The 17,441-nt window shown below is 68.1% G+C and carries 16 protein-coding genes; 3 read left to right on the forward strand and 13 right to left on the reverse strand.

Annotated features, from left to right (window positions below):
- Window positions 1–271 precede the first annotated feature (271 nt).
- The 6 genes from ACX80H_RS03440 to ACX80H_RS03465 form a co-directional block, all read right to left on the reverse strand.
- Window positions 272–937: a DUF6318 family protein gene (locus ACX80H_RS03440; protein WP_459313356.1), complete on the reverse strand. Its 666-nt coding sequence runs from the start codon at window positions 935–937 to the stop codon at window positions 272–274.
- A 262-nt stretch (window positions 938–1,199) separates the two neighbouring features.
- Entirely contained in the window at window positions 1,200–2,765 is a 1,566-nt protein-coding gene (locus ACX80H_RS03445; RefSeq protein WP_459311028.1) for a transporter, read from the reverse strand.
- Complete coding sequence (locus ACX80H_RS03450; protein ID WP_459311030.1) at window positions 2,747–3,556, reverse strand: ABC transporter ATP-binding protein; 810 nt, start codon at window positions 3,554–3,556, stop codon at window positions 2,747–2,749. The genes ACX80H_RS03445 and ACX80H_RS03450 overlap by 19 nt, the downstream gene beginning before the upstream one ends.
- Window positions 3,557–3,617: 61 nt before the next feature.
- Complete coding sequence (locus ACX80H_RS03455; RefSeq protein WP_459311032.1) at window positions 3,618–4,730, reverse strand: NADH:flavin oxidoreductase/NADH oxidase; 1,113 nt, start codon at window positions 4,728–4,730, stop codon at window positions 3,618–3,620.
- Between the two features lie 102 nt (window positions 4,731–4,832).
- Window positions 4,833–5,789: a tetratricopeptide repeat protein gene (locus ACX80H_RS03460; RefSeq protein WP_459311033.1), complete on the reverse strand. Its 957-nt coding sequence runs from the start codon at window positions 5,787–5,789 to the stop codon at window positions 4,833–4,835.
- 51 nt (window positions 5,790–5,840) lie between these two features.
- Window positions 5,841–7,571, reverse strand: a complete 1,731-nt coding sequence (locus tag ACX80H_RS03465; protein ID WP_459311035.1) for a DUF8094 domain-containing protein — start codon at window positions 7,569–7,571, stop codon at window positions 5,841–5,843.
- Between the two features lie 322 nt (window positions 7,572–7,893).
- Between ACX80H_RS03465 and ACX80H_RS03470 the strand changes: the two genes are divergently transcribed.
- Entirely contained in the window at window positions 7,894–9,213 is a 1,320-nt protein-coding gene (locus ACX80H_RS03470) for an AI-2E family transporter (RefSeq protein WP_459311037.1), read from the forward strand.
- Between the two features lie 57 nt (window positions 9,214–9,270).
- Here ACX80H_RS03470 and ACX80H_RS03475 read toward each other — a convergent pair whose 3' ends face one another.
- From ACX80H_RS03475 to ACX80H_RS03485, 3 genes are all read right to left on the reverse strand, one after another.
- The gene (locus ACX80H_RS03475; protein ID WP_459311039.1) at window positions 9,271–10,080 is read right to left on the reverse strand and encodes an alpha/beta hydrolase; all 810 of its coding nucleotides are present in this window, start codon (window positions 10,078–10,080) and stop codon (window positions 9,271–9,273) included.
- A gap of 50 nt (window positions 10,081–10,130) precedes the next feature.
- Window positions 10,131–10,454, reverse strand: coding sequence for an Rv1322 family protein (locus ACX80H_RS03480; RefSeq protein WP_459311041.1), 324 nt, complete (start codon window positions 10,452–10,454; stop codon window positions 10,131–10,133).
- A gap of 128 nt (window positions 10,455–10,582) precedes the next feature.
- Window positions 10,583–11,812, reverse strand: coding sequence for a hypothetical protein (locus tag ACX80H_RS03485; RefSeq protein WP_459311043.1), 1,230 nt, complete (start codon window positions 11,810–11,812; stop codon window positions 10,583–10,585).
- Between the two features lie 379 nt (window positions 11,813–12,191).
- Here ACX80H_RS03485 and nucS point away from each other — a divergent pair, with 379 nt between their 5' ends.
- Window positions 12,192–12,887, forward strand: a complete 696-nt coding sequence (gene nucS, locus ACX80H_RS03490) for an endonuclease NucS (protein ID WP_459311045.1) — start codon at window positions 12,192–12,194, stop codon at window positions 12,885–12,887.
- An 80-nt stretch (window positions 12,888–12,967) separates the two neighbouring features.
- The gene (locus tag ACX80H_RS03495) at window positions 12,968–14,176 is read left to right on the forward strand and encodes an N-acetylglucosamine-6-phosphate deacetylase (protein WP_459311047.1); all 1,209 of its coding nucleotides are present in this window, start codon (window positions 12,968–12,970) and stop codon (window positions 14,174–14,176) included.
- Between the two features lie 85 nt (window positions 14,177–14,261).
- Here the strand turns inward: ACX80H_RS03495 and ACX80H_RS03500 are convergent, their stop codons facing one another.
- The 4 genes from ACX80H_RS03500 to ACX80H_RS03515 form a co-directional block, all read right to left on the reverse strand.
- Window positions 14,262–14,693, reverse strand: coding sequence for a DUF2550 domain-containing protein (locus ACX80H_RS03500; RefSeq protein WP_459311049.1), 432 nt, complete (start codon window positions 14,691–14,693; stop codon window positions 14,262–14,264).
- 10 nt (window positions 14,694–14,703) lie between these two features.
- Window positions 14,704–14,997 (reverse strand): F0F1 ATP synthase subunit epsilon, encoded by a 294-nt coding sequence (locus ACX80H_RS03505; RefSeq protein ID WP_459311051.1) that lies wholly within the window; start codon window positions 14,995–14,997, stop codon window positions 14,704–14,706.
- 5 nt (window positions 14,998–15,002) lie between these two features.
- On the reverse strand, window positions 15,003–16,466 hold the full coding sequence (gene atpD, locus ACX80H_RS03510; protein ID WP_459311053.1) for a F0F1 ATP synthase subunit beta: 1,464 nt from the start codon (window positions 16,464–16,466) through the stop codon (window positions 15,003–15,005).
- 80 nt (window positions 16,467–16,546) lie between these two features.
- Window positions 16,547–17,440: a F0F1 ATP synthase subunit gamma gene (locus tag ACX80H_RS03515; protein ID WP_459311055.1), complete on the reverse strand. Its 894-nt coding sequence runs from the start codon at window positions 17,438–17,440 to the stop codon at window positions 16,547–16,549.
- Window position 17,441 lies beyond the last annotated feature (1 nt).

Consider the following 17,441-nt stretch of genomic DNA (forward strand, 5'->3'; position numbering starts at 1 on the left):
CACGCCCGCTCGTAGACATAGCTGATCCCGTCGTCTTGGGGAAGAGCAGCTGGTTGAGCTGCTGGTTGAGCAGGATCTAACCCTGAAGCGCTCCCCAGTGCAGGTCGGAGTGGCAATTCTGACTTAGCGATGCGGATGATATTCGATGCTTTCGCAGTATTATCGCCGAGTCGGACGTCGTTGTCTCCGGCTAATGACGGTGCAGCGTTTATCAGTGCACAAGATAGATGAAGGACAATCGCAGCAGCGAAACGCAATCCCGGGTTAGCCATCATCCCGTCCCTTCAGGCGCCCCGAAATCGAGCATTACCCAATGCTCATCCTCGAATATTGCAAAAATAACATTTACTTGAGACTCTCGCTCGGGATCATTCGATTCTAGTTCCCCCGATTGTGAGAAGACTTGCGAAGCTCCTTGTTCGACTTGCACGATGGCACTTATGGAACCCTGGGTATTCACCAAGAAATCCGTCGAAAAATTAGTGGCCTTGGTCGTGCCTCCGACAATCCATCCGCCAGATGTGTAGACCTGAGACACCGCACTCGTGACGTTCGCGCAGGTCCTGCATCCGGGGTCGGTCACCGCTTCAAAGGGTGCCCAGTCATTCGTCTCGTAGCCGTACGAGAACAGCTCCAGCCAGTACTTCGTGAAGGCCTCCAGGCCCTCTTTCGAATTCTCGTCCGCAAGTGCCGGCTTCACGGGAACCGGAATGTCAGCAGCCGGACCTGCCGACGAAGCAGGCGACGGTTCAGCACTCGAGGAGGCCGTCGCTGATGCGGACGCCTCCGCTGTTGTAGGTGCTGAAGTGGACGAAGGCGGGTTCTGCGTCTCGTTGGCGGACGGGTCCCCATCGCCCTGGCATCCTGTCAGGAGCATCAACGCAATCGCGGCCCCCGCCGGCAATGCTGCCCGACAAGGACGGCCACCTGTACGCATCAAGAACACGCAACTCCCCCGTCACCATCGACCAGCTACCCGGAATGGCCCCCAGCATAGCCCTCGGCCCCTTCCACCACGAGGGGTTATACACAGGTTCGGGAGGACAGGGAGCCCCGCCGTCGCGGTCGTCCTCTTCGGGCCGGTGGGAGCTACCTGAACTCAGCTGTCACGCACGGTTGCCGACGCCCCGGGGTCAGTTCCGGGAAGAACGGAGGCGGGCAGGCGGGAGGCGCAGCGACAAGCAGGGAGAGCACAGCCGTCAGCGGTTGGCCGACACCGACAGCAGAAGCTCCGGAGCCCTCCGGTCGTACCAGCGGCCGCCCGTCCGAATCCCGACGACCAGCAGGATTCCGCCGAGCACCACGCCGGCCAGCAGGGTCAGCCAACCGAACAGTGCTCGCCCCGTGACGAAATACGCGACGGTCAGGGCGATCTCCGGCAACGCCAGCAGCAGCAGCACGATCCACCCCACCATCTGCACCGCGAACATCGTGAAGCTGGTCCCCGGCGGCGTCTTGAAGGCGCTCTCGCCGGGCAGGGGGACGTTGTAGGTGTACCTCGCCGACACGACGCTGGACAGCCCGGCCCCGGTGAGCAGGACGCCGATCGCCAGGCCCAGCATCACCGGCAGATCCTCGGCCCGTCCTGTGAGCAGCAAGGGCAGCGCCGTGAACACCAGTGTGACCGGCAGCGCGAAGACCAGAAGGGCAGCGGCGCGGCCCAGACGGTCGTCCCTGCCCTTGACCCCGGTCGAGACGTGCAGGCTGAACGCGGTGTTGTCGTAGGAGATATCGGCGGCGATCGACCAGGCCAGGAGGAAGGCGGTCATGGGACCGAGGAAGGCGAAGGCGCCGTCGGACCCTCCGCCCGAGAAGTACAGAATCACCGCCAGGAAGGGGATCACCACGAGCGAGGCGAAGTACCGCGGATCCCTGAACCAGTAGGTGAGCGCCCGCGCTGCCACGGCACCGGCGGGTGTCGCGGGGAACCGGCCGAACCATCCGATCCTTCCACCGGCCCGCTTGGCGACGGCGTTATAGGGAGGAGTGACGAGCGCGCGGCTGAGGGTGCGGCTCCACAGCACCAGGAAAAGCACCAGGGTGATCACGCCGATCAGGAAACGCACGACGGCGAGCGCCGGGTGGCCGGCAGCGATGTCGGCCGGGGCCGCCCACAGCGCGCCCAGCGGAGTCCATGCGAGGACGTCGGCGAGGGACGCGGCGAAGCCGGGCGAGTTCTGGAAACCCGCTGTCACTCCCCCGATGATCGGTCCGAGGAAGATCAGCGGGATGAACGCGACGATGCCGTTCACGTCCTTGAAGCGACGGGATCCCGTGATGGAGGACACGGCCGTCGTGACGAGTCGTGACGCGACCACACACAGGAGGACCGCGACGAGGCCGCAGACCAGCGCGGCCAGGGCGGCCGCCGGGTAGCGGATCCAGGTGGTGACCTGTGCCAGGGCGGCGATCAGTGTCACCACGCCGGGGACGCCGAGCAGGCCACCGAGGACGAGTCCTGCGATCAGGTGGCGCATCGGGATCGCGAACGTCACGAAGCGCGCCGGGTCGAGGGTCATGTCGATGCCGGTGGCCGCGATGGGGATGATGATCCACCCGAGCACCGCCGCGGAGCCGCCGACCACCAGAACGGTCCGGATGAGTTCGAGGTCGGCGCTGCCGAGGAACACGAGGCCGACGACGAGGACCGACAGGAACCCCAGCCCGTAGAGACCGCCCAGGATCACGCCGATGAGTTGCGCCGTGCTCCGCCGGAGAGAATTCCGCAGCAGGAGGAGCTTCAGCCTCAGGAGGTGCGCAACCACGACAGCCCTTCCGACGTGGTGCGTCCACCGACCAGTTCGACGAAGCGGTCCTCGAGCGTCGCATCGCCCCGGACCTCGTCGACCGTTCCCGCAGCGAGGACGGTGCCCGCCGCGATGACGGCGACGTGGTCGCACATGCGCTGCACGAGATCCATGACGTGGCTGGAGACGATGACAGATCCTCCGGACTGCACGTAGCCGCCGAGGATGTCCCGGATGTTGGCGGCCGACACCGGGTCGACGGACTCGAAGGGCTCGTCGAGCACCAGCAGCCTCGGAGCGTGGATCAGGGCCGATGCCAGGGCGATCTTCTTCGTCATGCCCGCCGAGTAGTCCACCACCAGTGTCCCGGCATCGTTCGTGAGATCCAGGGCACGCAGGAGGTCGCCGGTCCGCCCGACCACGGTCTCACGGTCCATTCCCCGCAGCAGCCCGGCATACGTGACGAGCTGCTCGCCGGTCAGCCGGTCGAAGAGGCGGACGCCGTCGGGCAGGATGCCCATTAGCTTCTTGGCTTCGAGCGGCCGCTCCCAGACGTCCACCCCGTGCACGAGGGCCTGCCCGAAGTCCGGGCGCAGCAGCCCCGTCGCCATCGAGAGCGTGGTGGTCTTGCCGGCGCCGTTCGGCCCGACGAGCCCGTAGAAGGATCCGGGCGGCACCTCGAGGTGGACGCCGTTGACGGCGATCTTCTCACTGAAGCGCTTGGCCAGCCCACGGATGCTCAGCGCTGCCGTACCCGGCCCGGCCTGGGCATCGTTCGCATCGGACGGCGGTGGGACGAGGGAACTCATGCCCCCAAGCTAGCAACGCGCGCCGGGACCCCTCGTCATCCCAAAGGAGGAAAGACCCGGGTCAGAACCCGCCGGCGCGCTCGTACTGCGGGACGGGCGACAGGTCGTGACCCAGCTCGTGCGCGGCACGCATCCACCAGTGCGGATCACGCAGGGCGGCCCGAGCGACCAGGACGACGTCGGCCCGCTCGTTGCGAATCACCTCGTCCGCCTGCCGGGCGTCACTGATCAGACCTACCGCACCGGTCGGTACGCCGGAGGACCGCACCTCCTCGGCGAGCGACACCTGGTATCCGGGTCCCACGGGGATGGACGCCGATGGCACGGCTCCGCCGGACGAGACGTCGACGAAGTCCACACCCTCCTCGGCTGCGCGCTTCGCGAGCCTCGCCGACACCGCGCCGTCGAGCCCACCCTCGGTCCAGTCCGACGCCGAGATGCGCAGCAGCAGCGGCATCGACTCCGGGATGGCCCGCCGCACCTCGCGGATCACCTCGAGGGTCAGCCGGAAGCGGGCTTCCTCCGAGCCGCCCCAGCCGTCCGTCCGAGTGTTGACCAATGGCGACAGGAACTGGTGCAGGAGGTATCCGTGCGCGGCGTGGATCTCCATCGTGTCGAACCCGGCGCCGACGGCGAGCGCGGCAGCCGCACCGAAGTCCCGGATCACCTTCTCGATGTCCTCCTCGGTCATGGCACGTGGCGCCGCGTACCTGCCGAACGCCTCGTCCGTGGGACCGAGCGTCTGCCAGCCGCCCTCCGACTCGGGCACCGAGTCGTGCTGACCGCTGAAGGGCCAGTAGGTGGACGCCTTGCGCCCGGCGTGCGCGAGCTGCAAGGCGGTCTTCGTCCCGATGGCACTGTGCTCGTGGATGAAGTCGTTGATGCGCCGCCACGCGTCCGCCTGCTCCTGCGTGTAGATGCCGGCGTCGCGCGGGCTGATCATCCCCTCGTGGCTGACAGCGGCGGCCTCGGTGATGATCAGTGCCGCTCCGCCTGTCGCGAACTGCCCCAGGTGCACGAGGTGCCAATCGGTCGGCACCCCGGGAGCGACCGCGGGCTCGCAGGAGTACTGGCACATGGCCGCCACCCAGCCGCGGTGCGCGAGGTCGAGGGAACGGAGCGTGATCGGATCGAAGAGTCCGGATGTTCCGGTCGATGCAGCTGCGGGCGTCATGTCATCCTCCAGGGCGAGGGATCGGACAGATCGGGTGGGCGGGGTCAGGTCGATCGGGTGGGAACGGGAATCGGGACAGGGCCCGTCCCGACCGAACGATTCTTAGAACAGGGCCCGGGCCAGCGCGCTGCGCGCCTTGGTCACGCGCGGATCGGTGACACCGACGACGTCGAACAGCTCCAGAAGTCGCTTGCGTGCCGTCTCCTTATCCTCGCCGGACGTCCGCCCGATGAACGCGATGATGCGGTTGAACGCATCGTCGACATGACCTCCCGTGAGGTCGAGGTCGGCGACCTCGAGCTGCGCATCGACCGCATCGGGCTCGTCGGCCCCGCGCTGCCGCACCTCCGCCGCATCGAGGTCCTGGACGCGCTGCATCAGCTCCACCTGGGCGAGCCCGGCCTTGGCATCGGCGTCGGCGGGCTGCTCGGCGAGAGCGCGCCGGTACGCTGCCGCGGCGGCAGGGTAGTCGCCCTTCTCGATGGCGTCGAACGCCTCCTGGTGCAGGGGCGGCAGCGGCGGCTCCTCCCCGGCGGCGGGGCCCGACTGGGAGCCGTCGTTCAATGTCCCGGTCACGCCGTTGGCCTCGGCGACCTTCATGAGTTCGTCGAGGTAGGCGCGGATCTGGGCATCGGGAAGGGCGCCCTCGAACAACGGCACGGGCTGGCCCTTGACGACGGCGACCACGGTGGGCGCGCCCTGCGCCTGGAACGCCTGGGCGATCTGCGGCTGCGTCTGCAGGTCGACGTTGGCCAGCAGGATCCGGCCGTCGAACTCCACGACGGCGGCCTCGAGCACGGCGGTCACCTGGTTCGACTGCTCGCTCCAGGTCGCACGGAGGTTCACGACGACGGGCACCTGCGCCGAGAGCTGCACCAGCTGCGGGAACGTCTGCTCCGTGACCTCGACGATGTACGGGCTCGGGGCGGCCGGAGCCTGCCGTGCGGCGGCCGGTCGCGCTGCCGCGTCGGCACGCGCCTTGAGGGCGGACAGGTCCACCGCTCCCCTGAGGTTCATGCTCGACGGCGGCATTCCGCCCCGCTGTGCTGGTGTGGACAATGCTCTGCCTTTCTCTGACTGCTGCTGGTGGAAGCTCGGGGTGCGTCCGGCTCAGCGGAGCTTGGCGGACAGCAACTGCTGGGCGGCGCCGATGACCCGGATCTTATCGTCGCTGCCGGCCGGGGGTACGTACATCATCACGGCCTCACCGTAGTTGACGTCGATGCCCTTCCGGCTGCTCTCCTTGCCGGTCAGCGCCTTGTACACCGTCCCCTTGAGGTCGATGGTGCCGCCGAACTTCGGCACGCTGGAGTACTTGTGCGTGAGGTAGCCGAAGACCATGGCCCCGCCGTCGCCCGTCTGGAGGGCCTGCGTGCGGTCGGCCTCGGCCGCGTGGCTGAACGTGATGTTGGCCGCCTTGTTGCCGGGATCGGCCACCACCCCGGCCTGGAACTCGGTGATCGCCTCGGCGAAGGAGTTCTCCTCGAACTTCTCGGCATGGTCCCCGGACGGTTTGGTGAGAAGGTCGGCGATGGAGGCGACGGCGTCCTGCGGAGCCGTCGCGAGTGTTCCGGACTCGTCGAGCGGCACCGGGCCGGTCGCGCCGGGAGCGGGAGGCGAGGGGAACGTGCTGCCGGGGAGCATCTGGACGGCGGAGACCAGTCGATAGTTCTCGCGCGGCGTGTCCTGGACCAGCAGCAGTGCCTGCGGCACGGGATTCTCGTCGCCCTGCGTGAGCGCGACGATCGTCCGCGGCCACTCGGCGTCGGTGGGGATCATGTCGAGCAGGACGGGGTCGGCGGCCACCGGCGGCGGGACCGCGGCCTTCTTGTCCTTCGCCCGCACCGCGTAGGCACCGGTGCGGAGGTCCAGCGCCCCGCCATCGACACGCGCGGCGAGACGCTTCGCGTCGGAATCGGCATCGCCGTCGGCCACCACCGCGGCGACCGCTCCCAGGATCCGCTCGAGCTGGCTGTCGAGGACGACGGGCGGGCCGCTGGCCTTGCTGCCGGCCGACGGGGCTCCCGCAGCGGCGGTGTCGGTTGCGGTGGCTGATGCGGTGGGCTCAGCAGAAGGCGACGTGGTCGCCATCCCGGGTGCGATCCCCAGGAGCGATCCGGCGCCGACCAACCCAGCGACGACCAGGACGGAACCGGGAGCGGCAAATGCGGCCCCGCCAGGCCTGTCGGCCTGCGCTTGCCTGCGGGCGTAGGCCCGGGTGCCCTCCACCGCGTCGGCGTTCCGGCCACCGCGGTTGCGGGGGGTGAGGAAGAGGAGCGCGATGCCCAGGACGACGACGAGCGCACCGCCGATGATCAGCGGGAGCGCGAACGGGGTGGACTGGTCGTTGGGGCGCGTGACGGACACCTGCGTCGGGGCGGGCTTTTCGCCGTCGGAGGCAAGGAGGATGGACCAGTCGCCCTCGGCGGGCTCGCTCCAGCGGTAGGTCAGCGTCCCGTCACCGGGTTCCTCGCTGATCCACAGGTCACTGCCGCTGGGATCGGGCACGGAGTCCTCACCTTCGGAATACTCCGAGGTGAGCGTGTCCTCGCTGGTGCCTGTGACGCTCAGGTGCGCGGCGTCGCCTACCCAGGCCTCGACGTCCGAGGACCGCCCGACGGCCAGGGTGAACGGACCCTCCGCGTCCACCGTCACCTCGACCGATCCGCCCGCACCGTCGCGCGCGCCGGGCTCGATCACCGTGACCGGTGCAGCGCGGGCATCCTGGGCAACACTCGCGGTCACCGTCTCGGCGGGAGCCCAGACGGTCCGCTGACCGATGCCGAGGAGCATCAGCAGGAGCCCTGCCACGATGATCGGTACTGCTGTCTTTCCGCGCACTGATTGCCTATCGTCGTCCGTTACGGCGGACCACGTGGCCCCTTCCGCTCTGAGGCCGGCGCAGCGGATGCCGCGACACAGCGCATTCAGGAATAGCTCTTCAATGGTAACGAAGTTCGTCCGGCACGCCCCGCCGTACGCGGAGCCTTCCGGCCCGATGGCCGTCGGAACCGTGACGGGAGCCGCCTCGGGGGATCACGCCTCGACGGCGCGAAGCACGGCGCGTCAAGTACCTCGCCCGCCGGCCACCGGCTGTTAGGGTTTCGCTAGTCGGACCCTAACAGCGGTAGCAGCACCGCTCACGTGAAAGCAGAGCTCTTCGTTGACAGACCACCAGGACGTTCCGCTCGATCAGCCGCTCCCGCGGCCCGAGCCCGTCGGGACCAGCGACGACGGGCAGTCCAACGGTGGACAGCCGACCATCGTGACACCTCCCCCGTCGACCCTGCGGTCGCTCTTCTCCCTCGCGCGCAGGTCGCTTCCCGCGGCCCAGCCACGGCCGCGCTTCGAATTCCCCCCTGAACTCGAGCCTGCTGCCGTCGCCGTGGATCCCGATGTGACGCTCACCGACGAACGGCTGAAGTTCGGCGGCGGGTACCCGAGGACCATGCGGTCCCACCCCATCCACTTCGGCTTCATGATGAGCGTGGGCGTGGGCCTTGCCCTTCTCGCCTTCTTCATCATCACGAACGTGGGCCAACTGCTCGTCTGGATCGGAGCGGCGCTCTTCATCGCCCTCGGACTGGATCCGATCGTGCGGTGGCTCGAGACCAAGGGAGTACCGCGTCCGGTGGGGATCGCCGCGTCCCTCTCGATCCTCGTCGGCTTCGTGGCAGGCTTCTTCGCCCTCCTCATCCCGACGATCGTCAGCCAGACCTCCCAGATCGCCGACCGGGGACCGGGCTACGCGGACGACTTCCTGAACTCCGAGTTCTTCACCGGGCTGGACGCACAGTTCCAGCTGCGGGACCGCGTCACCTCGGAGATCGACAAGTTCTTCACCAACAGCGAGGCGGTGGGCGGGATCTTCGGCGGCGTGCTCGGCGTCGGAACGGTGATTCTTAACGCCCTGTTCGGCACCCTGGTGATCCTGGTCCTCGCGCTGTACTTCCTCGCGTCGCTACCAGGGATGAAGAAGTGGGCGTACCGGCTCGCCCCCCGCTCGCGCCGGCCCCGCGTGGAGGTCCTGTCGGAGGAGATCACCCGCAGCGTCGGCATGTACGTCATCGGCCAGGCATGCGTCGCACTCCTCAACGGGACCTTCGCGTTCATCGTGATGACCATCGCGAACGTCCCGTTCTCTGTGCTGCTGGCGTTCGTCGTCGCGCTGCTGGCCTTCATACCGCTGGTCGGCGGGACCATCGCGGCGGTCCTCGTCAGCCTGATCGCGCTCACGGTCGGCTGGCACACAGCGCTCCTGTTCGCCATCCCCTACATCGCCTACCTGCAGTTCGAGGCGTATTTCATCTCCCCCCGCATCATGCAGCGCGCCGTCGCCGTACCCGGGGCGGTAGCGGTCATCGCCGTGATCGCCGGCGGAAGCCTCCTCGGCGTCCTCGGTGCCCTGATCGCCATCCCGACGGCGGCGGCCGTCATGCTGCTCCTCAAGGAAGTCTTCATCGCCCGCCAGGACAGCCAGTAGCAGGACCGATCCCCCCGCAGCGAAGCCCGAGGTCCAGGTCCAGCCTGAACTCCCCTTTCAGCCCGCCTTCACTGGCGACGGGGCGACGGCGGCAGGTCCCGTCCAGTGCGAGGGCAGGGGAAGCGCGACGTCGGGGCGCACGACGCCCACGATCTCGTTAAGTGCCCGGGCCGCGTACTTCTCCCCCACCCAGAGGTGCTTCGCACCGTCGATCCCGGTCACGTCGGCCTGCGGGACACGGGAGAACCGTTCCGCTGCGTCGTCCGGGACCAGGTAGTCGTCGAACTCGGGAACCAGTACCTTCAGGGGCAGCCCGCTCGCGCCCCAGGCGTCGAGGTCGGCGTCGCCTGCCCGGTGCAGCGGCGGCGAGAGCAGGATGGCCCCTTCGATGAGCTCGGCCACCGGGTCCTGGGCGCCGTACTTGAGGCACAGCTCGGTGCCGAAGGACCAGCCCACGAGCCAGATGTTGTGGAGTCCCTGCGCCACGGCCCAGTCGACCGCCGCCTGCAGGTCCAGGCGTTCGCCCTCTCCGCCGTCGAACGTACCCTCGCTGCAGCCCCGGGGGGAGCAGGTGCCGCGCGTGTTGAACCGCAGGACCGCGACGTCGGCGAGGGCGGGGAGGCGGAAGGACGCTTTCCGATACACGTGGGAGTCCATGAATCCGCCGTGCGTGGGCAGCGGGTGGAGCGTCACGAGGGTGGCCTTCGGGTTCCGTCCCTCGGGTGCGGCGAATTCGCCCACGAGGGTCAGCCCGTCCGCGGTGAGCAGCTCGATGTCGCGGCGATCGGCGGGTAGCACCGTCGATGCCCTGATCTCTACCGGTTCGTCGCTCGTCGTGAAGGTGTACTCGGGGGTATCGCTGGCCATTCCACCAGTCTAGGTCGGGTGGGGGGCGAGCCCGGCGCGTGCACCGGGGCTCAGTAGCGGAAGCTGCGCGTCTGCCAGCACCTCACGTGCCAGTGCCGCCGGTCCGCGATCGCCGTCTCGGGCCCGAACAGCGAGTCCTCACGCCACACCACGAGGTGCGCGACCCCGGGCACGATCGCCGAGTTGCAGCCGGGGCAGGTGTAGGTCTTGGCCGCGTTCCGCTCGGTGATGCGCCGGACCGACCATTCGCCGTCGGGCGCGGACTCGCGCAGCGGCAGGCCGGCACGCGCGCGTTCGAGGTCGATGTCCGGCGGCGGGGCCCACTTGCTCCGCGCGCTGCTGCCGGGCCGGCTGGGTCGGTTGGAGCGGGGCACCGCTCCAGTCTGCCTGACCCGGGCCCGTCCGTGGAATCGGCACGAGCCCCGGGCGGAGCACGCGTTCACGAAACGGGCCTCCCCGGTGCGAACCCGCACCGGGAGAGGCCCGTTTCGCTGTTGCCCTGCTAGCAGCGGCTGGCCCGCTGCTCTGAGGTGGCGGGGTTGTTGTAACAGGTGTCACCGGTTCCGCGGGTACTCGTCGTCACGATCGGCTGTCCGGGCGCGCTGGTTTCGGTCACGATCGGGTCCATGTCCTCCCGGGTCACGGTGACCGCGGGATCGGCCGGAGTCCTAACTTCCTGCACATCATCGGTGGTCGCACCGTCCGTGACGGTTACCTCAGGGTCGGTGGCTGTGCAGACCGTGCTCACCAGGTCCGGCCCGGCGAGCGTCTGCTCGTCGATCTGCAACGGGCCCGGCTGCTCGAGGGTCGTCACCAACGGGGCAAGGGCTGTTTCGTTGACGGTTATCCGCGGGTTAGCGGCAACAGGAAATACCACCAGCACCAGTGGGGCTGTCGTGTTGAGCGCGTACCGGTAGGTGGTCACCGTGGTCGTCACGGTCCTCGTCCGCGGGATGGAGACGGTCTGCGTGCGCGTCGTCGCCTGCGTCGTGGTCCTGGTGAACGACGTGGGCTGCGTGGTGGTGGCACAGGATTCCTGCTGCTGGGTCGAAGTGAAGACCTCGGTCACCGGCGTGGTCGTCGTGGTGACGGTCTCCCGCGGCTGGCTCGTCGTGGTGACACGCTCCTGCGGGGTCGTGACCGTGGTGATCACGGTCGTCGGCGTCGTGGTGGTGGTGACGACGGTCCGCTCGCACCGCTCGACGGGCTTGGCAGACCGGTCGTCGTTGAGGCGCTTGCAGTTCCGCGTGCCGGGTGCCTCGGTGCTGATGGGCGTCCCGCGCTCGGTGCGGGTGGTCGTCACCGGTGTGCCGGCGACGACCGCCGGGACCGCCGTGGACTCCCCGGCATCGATCTCCTCGGAGCTGACCGAGGGGGTGCCACGACGCTCGGTCTCCACCACGACAGGATCTCCGACATCACGCGTCTCCGTCTCGGTCGTCGCTTCACCCGATGGTGTGGGGGGCGAATCGACGACTGTCGGAGAGCCGGAAGGCACCGCATCGCTGTACGTCGTCTCGGGTGCGCCGGACACGATGGGCGATACGGTCCTCGTGGTGACGATGCACCGGTCCTCGCTCTGCGTGGCCGCTTCTGTATAGACACCGCCGGCCTCGAGGCACGTGTGCGCCCGGGTGTGGGTGGCGTTGGCCGCCTGCGCGAGGGGCCCGACGGCACCGCCGACGAGCAGCCCGGCGGCGGCAAGACCTGTAATGAACCTGCGTGATCTCATGGGGATGTCCTGCCTCGCATCGCTGCGGGTAGTGGGCATTTCGTGCTGGAGGAAAAGCGATCCCCGTGTTCCGAAGAGTCCGCCGGAACGGAGCCGCCTTCCTGAGTGTCATATCGCGCGGCAGAACGGACAACACTTGCCCGTCACTCGTCTTTGCCCGGGTAACCACGCAGCCGCCAGGGGCAGCACTCGCTCGTGGAAGCCATTCCACGTGAAAGGCGGATCGCGTCCCCGGATCTTCCGGCACCGCCCCGGGCACTGCCGGCAGGTCGGGGCGCGGCCCCGCCGACCCCTAGAATGGACAGGTCCTACCGCCGGCGGCTCGGCTGCCCGTAGCGTGCTGTAGGGATGTCCCCCGCAGTAGATCCGAAGGTTGCCCGTGCGTTTAGTGATAGCCCGCTGCTCCGTCGACTACGTCGGTCGCCTCCGGGCGCATCTCCCGCTCGCCACCCGGCTCCTCATGGTGAAGTCGGACGGCTCCGTCCTGGTCCATTCCGACGGCGGTTCCTACAAGCCGCTCAACTGGATGAGCCCGCCCGCGACCCTCCGGGTGAGCGAGCCCGACGACGCCGACCGTGCCGACGGCATCACCGAGGTCTGGACGGTGCAGAACGCCAAGAGCGACGATCGGCTCGTCATCAACATCCGCGAGCAGCTGCACGATTCCTCGCACGACCTCGGCGTCGATCCCGGCCTCGTCAAGGACGGCGTCGAGGCGGACCTCCAGCGGCTCCTCGCCGAGCAGATCGAGCTCCTCGGAGCCGGGTTCACCTTGATCCGCCGCGAGTACATGACGGCCATCGGTCCCGTGGACATCCTCGCCCGGGACGGGGAGGGCCGCACGGTGGCGATCGAGCTGAAGCGCCGCGGGGACATCGACGGCGTCGAGCAGCTCACGCGGTACCTCGAACTGCTCAACCGCGATCCGCTCATGGCTCCTGTCCGCGGGGTCTTCGCCGCACAGCAGATCAAGCCGCAGGCCCGGGTGCTCGCCACGGACCGTGGCATCGACTGCCTCACGCTGGACTACGACGCCATGCGGGGAGTCGACGACAGCGCATCCCGCCTGTTCTAGAACGCACGGCACCGGCAGGCCTAGAACCGGACGGCCAGGAATCCCACGGGCCCGGAATCGGACGGGCCTAGAATCGGACCATGGCCCTCTCGAGCGGAACACCCACTGCCCTGTCCGGACGACTGGTGACCGACGCGGGGATCGTCGACGACGGCGTGCTGCGCTGGGACGGTTCACGCATCACCGAGGCGGGACAGGCTGCGGGCGGCGCCCCTGCGGAGAGGCTGCCCGAAGGCTTCCTCATCCTCCCGGGACTCATCGACCTCCACTGCCACGGTGCGGGCGGCGGGGACTTCACCTCGGGCTCCCCTGCCGACGTCGAGGCGGCGACAACGTATCTGCACCGCAGCGGAACGACGACGCTGCTCGCCAGCACCTGCGCTGCACCGCTGGAGGACCTCGAGGCCGCCTTCGGGAGGCTCGCCGCGGCGACCGAGGCCGGGCTGGTCGCCGGCATCCACGCCGAAGGACCCTTCCTCTCCCGGGAGCGCAACGGCGCCCACGACCCTGCGTTCCTCCTCCTGCCGACGCAGGAGGACGTCGCCCGGCTCGTCGCCGCGGGTAGGGGGCACCTCACCTCGATGACCTACGCCCCGGAACTGCCCGGCAGTGACGTCCTCGTCTACGAACTCGTCACGCACGGCGTCATCCCGTCCATCGGGCACACGGACAGCTCCACGGAGGAGACCACCGCGGCCCTCGACCTCATCAACGAGGAACTGAGCTCCACCGGCTTCGAGGGGTTCAGCGGGCGGCCGACAGCCACGCACCTGTTCAACGCGATGCCCGTGATCCACCACCGCTCCCCCGGCCCCGTACCGTTGCTCCTGCAGCGCGCCAGGGCCGGCGAGATCGCCGTCGAACTCATCGCCGACAACGTGCACCTGCACCCCGAGACGGTACGCATGGCCTTCACCATCGCGGGGTCGGAGAACATCTGCCTCGTCAGTGACTCGACGGCAGCTGCAGGGTGCGCGTTCGGCACCTACCGGCTGGGACGGAGCGAGATCGCCATCGTCGGGAACTCCGCCGTCCTGACGGCGTCGGGGGCGCTGGCCGGCGGTGCCGCGAGCCTGCTCGACGTGGTGCGCTGCACGGTGGAGGCAGGAGTCCCCGCGGAGGATGCCGTCCGCTCCGCGACGGCAGTGCCGGCGGGCGTCCTGGGACTGGCCGATGAAGTGGGAAGCCTGCGGAGCGGGCTCCGCGCCGACGCCCTGGTGGTCTCCCCCGACCTGCAGCTGAAGGGTGTGCTGCGAGGCGGGACCTGGGTCCGACCGCTCGAATATTAGATCGAATCCCGGGCCGTCCACCAGGCCGGCGTCCCTGCCCGTGCGCGCTGCCCCGCGGTCCACCTCGTGCGGGCCATGGACACCGTCAGCGCCAGGTGCCGATGCCGATCACAGGACCGGCCTCGATCCAGGAGGAGAGTCCCGCGTAGACGTCGTACTTCATGGCCAGGTCGAAGGACTTGCCCTCGTAGGCCAGCTGGACGATGATCGCCCCCGGCTGGATCCGCACGCGCTCCGCTTCGGTGGGCGCCCGCCAGCCTTCCACCTCGAGGGAACTCCGGAGGAAACGGAACTTGGGGATAGGGCTCAGCGACAGAAGGCTGAGCCATTCCAGGTTCTTGTCCGTATAACGACAAACCCCCACCCGCCAGCCCTTGGGAGGGAGGCGGATGGGGGCGTCGAAAGTGCCGAGGGCACGGTTGAGCTGATAGCGACGGAGCAGGAAGGCGCCGATCACGAGCACGAGCAGGCCGAAGACGACCGCAAGGCAGATGAACGTCACACCCAGTGCCTCCATGCTGGGAACCCTAGACGGATTCCGGAGTCACCGAACCGCCGACCCTGGCGTTGTCCGCCACGATCACGACCCGGTTCGAGTCGACGGAGAAGAAGCCCCCGTCCACACCGACCACCAGGCGTTCGCCGTCGACCGGGTCCACCGAGAGCTCACCCGCTTCGAGGATCGCCAGGATCGGAGCGTGGCCGGGAAGGATCCCGATCTGCCCGTTGGCGGTGCGTGCGTTGACCGTGCGCGCCGCGCCCGACCACACGAAGTGGTCGGCCGCGACGATTTCGACCTCGAGTTCGCCGTGCGATGCCATCAGCGTTACTTACCGGTCTGGGCTTGGATCTTGGCCCACTGGCGCTCGACGTCGTCGAGGCCACCGATGTTGAAGAACGCCTGCTCCGCGATGTGGTCGAGGTCGCCGTTGCAGATGGCCGCGAAGCCTTCGATGGTGTCCTTGATGGAGACCGTCGAGCCCTCGACGCCGGTGAACTGCTTGGCGGTGTAGGTGTTTTGCGAGAGGAACTGCTGGATACGGCGCGCACGCGCGACGATGACCTTGTCCTCTTCGCTGAGCTCGTCGATACCGAGGATCGCGATGATGTCCTGCAGTTCCTTGTTCTTCTGGAGGATCTGCTTCACGCGCACGGCCGTGTTGTAGTGGTCGTGCCCGATGTACTGCGGGTCCAGGATGCGCGAGGTCGACGCGAGCGGGTCCACGGCCGGGTAGAGGCCACGGGATGCGATCTCGCGGGAGAGCTCGGTGGTCGCATCGAGGTGCGCGAACGTGGTTGCCGGAGCCGGGTCGGTGTAGTCGTCGGCAGGGACGTAGATCGCCTGCATGGACGTGATCGAGTGACCCTTGGTCGAGGTGATGCGCTCCTGCAGGAGGCCCATCTCGTCGGCCAGGTTGGGCTGGTACCCCACGGCGGACGGCATGCGGCCGAGGAGGGTCGACACCTCAGAGCCTGCCTGGGTGAAGCGGAAAATGTTGTCGATGAAGAGCAGCACGTCCTGGTTCTGCACATCGCGGAAGTACTCCGCCATGGTCAGCGCCGAGAGGGCCACGCGGAGGCGCGTTCCCGGCGGCTCGTCCATCTGGCCGAACACGAGGGCGGTGTCCTTGAGCACGCCGGCCTCTTCCATCTCGACCCAGAGGTCATTTCCTTCACGGGTGCGCTCACCGACACCGGCGAACACCGAGGTGCCACCGAAGTTGCGGGCGACACGGGTGATCATCTCCTGGATGAGGACGGTCTTACCGACGCCCGCACCACCGAAGAGGCCGATCTTTCCACCCTTGATGTACGGGGTCAGGAGGTCGATCACCTTGATGCCCGTCTCGAGCATCTCGGTGGAACCTTCCAGCGACGCGAAGGACGGTGCCTTGCGGTGGATCGGCCAGCGCTCGCTGATCTCGAGTGCGGACTCCTCGACGTCGAGCGGCTTGCCCAGGACGTTGAAGATGTGACCCTTCACGCCGTCGCCGACAGGCACGGAGATGGGGGCGCCGGTGTCCTGCACTACGGTGCCGCGGACGAGTCCGTCGGTGGCCTGCAGCGAGATGGCGCGTACGAGGTTCTCACCCAGGTGCTGCGAGGTCTCGAAGGTGATCAGGCGGGTCACACCGTTGAGAGTGACCTCGGTGGTGAGCGCGTTGTACATTGCGGGGATTGCGTCGGCCGGGAACTCGACGTCGACAACCGGGCCGATGACACGTGCAATACGGCCGGTGGCGCCGGGGGCAACTGAGTCCGTACCGTGTTCAACAGTCTGGGCAGTCATCTCTCTCACTTCATTTACGTAGATGGCGTGGAAACAAGTCTAGCTATGCACCCGGCGCCCGCGAGGACCCGGATGGGGTGTCAGGAGGCGTTCAGCGCATCCGCGCCGGCCACGATCTCCGAGAGCTCCTGGGTGATCTCCGCCTGGCGGGCGGTGTTGCGCAGACGCGTGTACTTCTTGATGAGCTCGGTCGCGTTGTCGCCTGCCGACTTCATGGCCCGCTGGCGCGCAGCGAGTTCGCTCGCCGCTGCCTGCAGCATGGCGGCGAAGATGCGCGCTTCGATGTACCGCGGGAGGAGCGCGTCCAGGACCTGCTCGGGCTCCGGCTCGTACTCGTAGAGGGGAAGGAGTTCGCCGTCCTGCGACTCGTCCTCGTCGACCACCTCGAGCGGGAGCAGGCGCATGACGGACGGCTCCTGCACGACCATGGAGCGGAACTTCGTGTAGACGACGTGGATCTCGTCCACGCCACCGTCCTCGTAGTCCTTCAGGAAGGTGGACAGGAGCGCCTCACCGACCTCTCGGGCGACGCTGAACTCGGGAGCATCGGTGCCTCCGGTCCAGATCTTCTCGTAGGCGCGGCCACGGAAGTCGAAGTACGACTGGGCCTTGCGTCCGATCAGGTATGCCTGGATCTCCTTGCCCTCGGAGCGGAGCGTCTCGAAGAGCCCCTCCGCCTGCTTCAGGGCACTGGCCGAGTACGAACCGGCGAGGCCGCGATCGGAGGCCATGACCAGCACGGCTGCGCGCCGCACCTGACCGTGCTCGGTGGTCAGCGGGTGGTCGATCTCCGTCTGCGACGCCACGGCCGAGACGGCACGTGTGATCGCGTTCGCGTACGGCAGCGCAGCGGCGACACGCGTACGTGCCTTGCCGATGCGAGAAGTCGCGATCAGTTCCATCGCCTTGAAGATCTTCCGCGTCGACGTGGTCGAGGCGATCTTCTGGCGGTAGACCCGGATCTGGGCTCCCATT

The organism is Arthrobacter pasteuri (assembly GCF_054510955.1).

What these genes read in the sequence shown, in the direction of transcription:
- ACX80H_RS03440 (WP_459313356.1), bottom strand. Translation starts at nt 937, where the DNA reads ATGCGTACAGGTGGCCGTCCTTGTCGGGCAGCATTGCCGGCGGGGGCC.
- ACX80H_RS03450 (WP_459311030.1), bottom strand. Translation starts at nt 3,556, where the DNA reads ATGAGTTCCCTCGTCCCACCGCCGTCCGATGCGAACGATGCCCAGGCC.
- ACX80H_RS03455 (WP_459311032.1), bottom strand. Translation starts at nt 4,730, where the DNA reads ATGACGCCCGCAGCTGCATCGACCGGAACATCCGGACTCTTCGATCCG.
- ACX80H_RS03475 (WP_459311039.1), bottom strand. Translation starts at nt 10,080, where the DNA reads ATGGCCAGCGATACCCCCGAGTACACCTTCACGACGAGCGACGAACCG.
- ACX80H_RS03485 (WP_459311043.1), bottom strand. Translation starts at nt 11,812, where the DNA reads ATGAGATCACGCAGGTTCATTACAGGTCTTGCCGCCGCCGGGCTGCTC.
- ACX80H_RS03495 (WP_459311047.1), top strand. Translation starts at nt 12,968, where the DNA reads ATGGCCCTCTCGAGCGGAACACCCACTGCCCTGTCCGGACGACTGGTG.
- ACX80H_RS03500 (WP_459311049.1), bottom strand. Translation starts at nt 14,693, where the DNA reads ATGGAGGCACTGGGTGTGACGTTCATCTGCCTTGCGGTCGTCTTCGGC.
- ACX80H_RS03505 (WP_459311051.1), bottom strand. Translation starts at nt 14,997, where the DNA reads ATGGCATCGCACGGCGAACTCGAGGTCGAAATCGTCGCGGCCGACCAC.
- atpD (WP_459311053.1), bottom strand. Translation starts at nt 16,466, where the DNA reads ATGACTGCCCAGACTGTTGAACACGGTACGGACTCAGTTGCCCCCGGC.
- ACX80H_RS03515 (WP_459311055.1), bottom strand. Translation starts at nt 17,440, where the DNA reads ATGGGAGCCCAGATCCGGGTCTACCGCCAGAAGATCGCCTCGACCACG.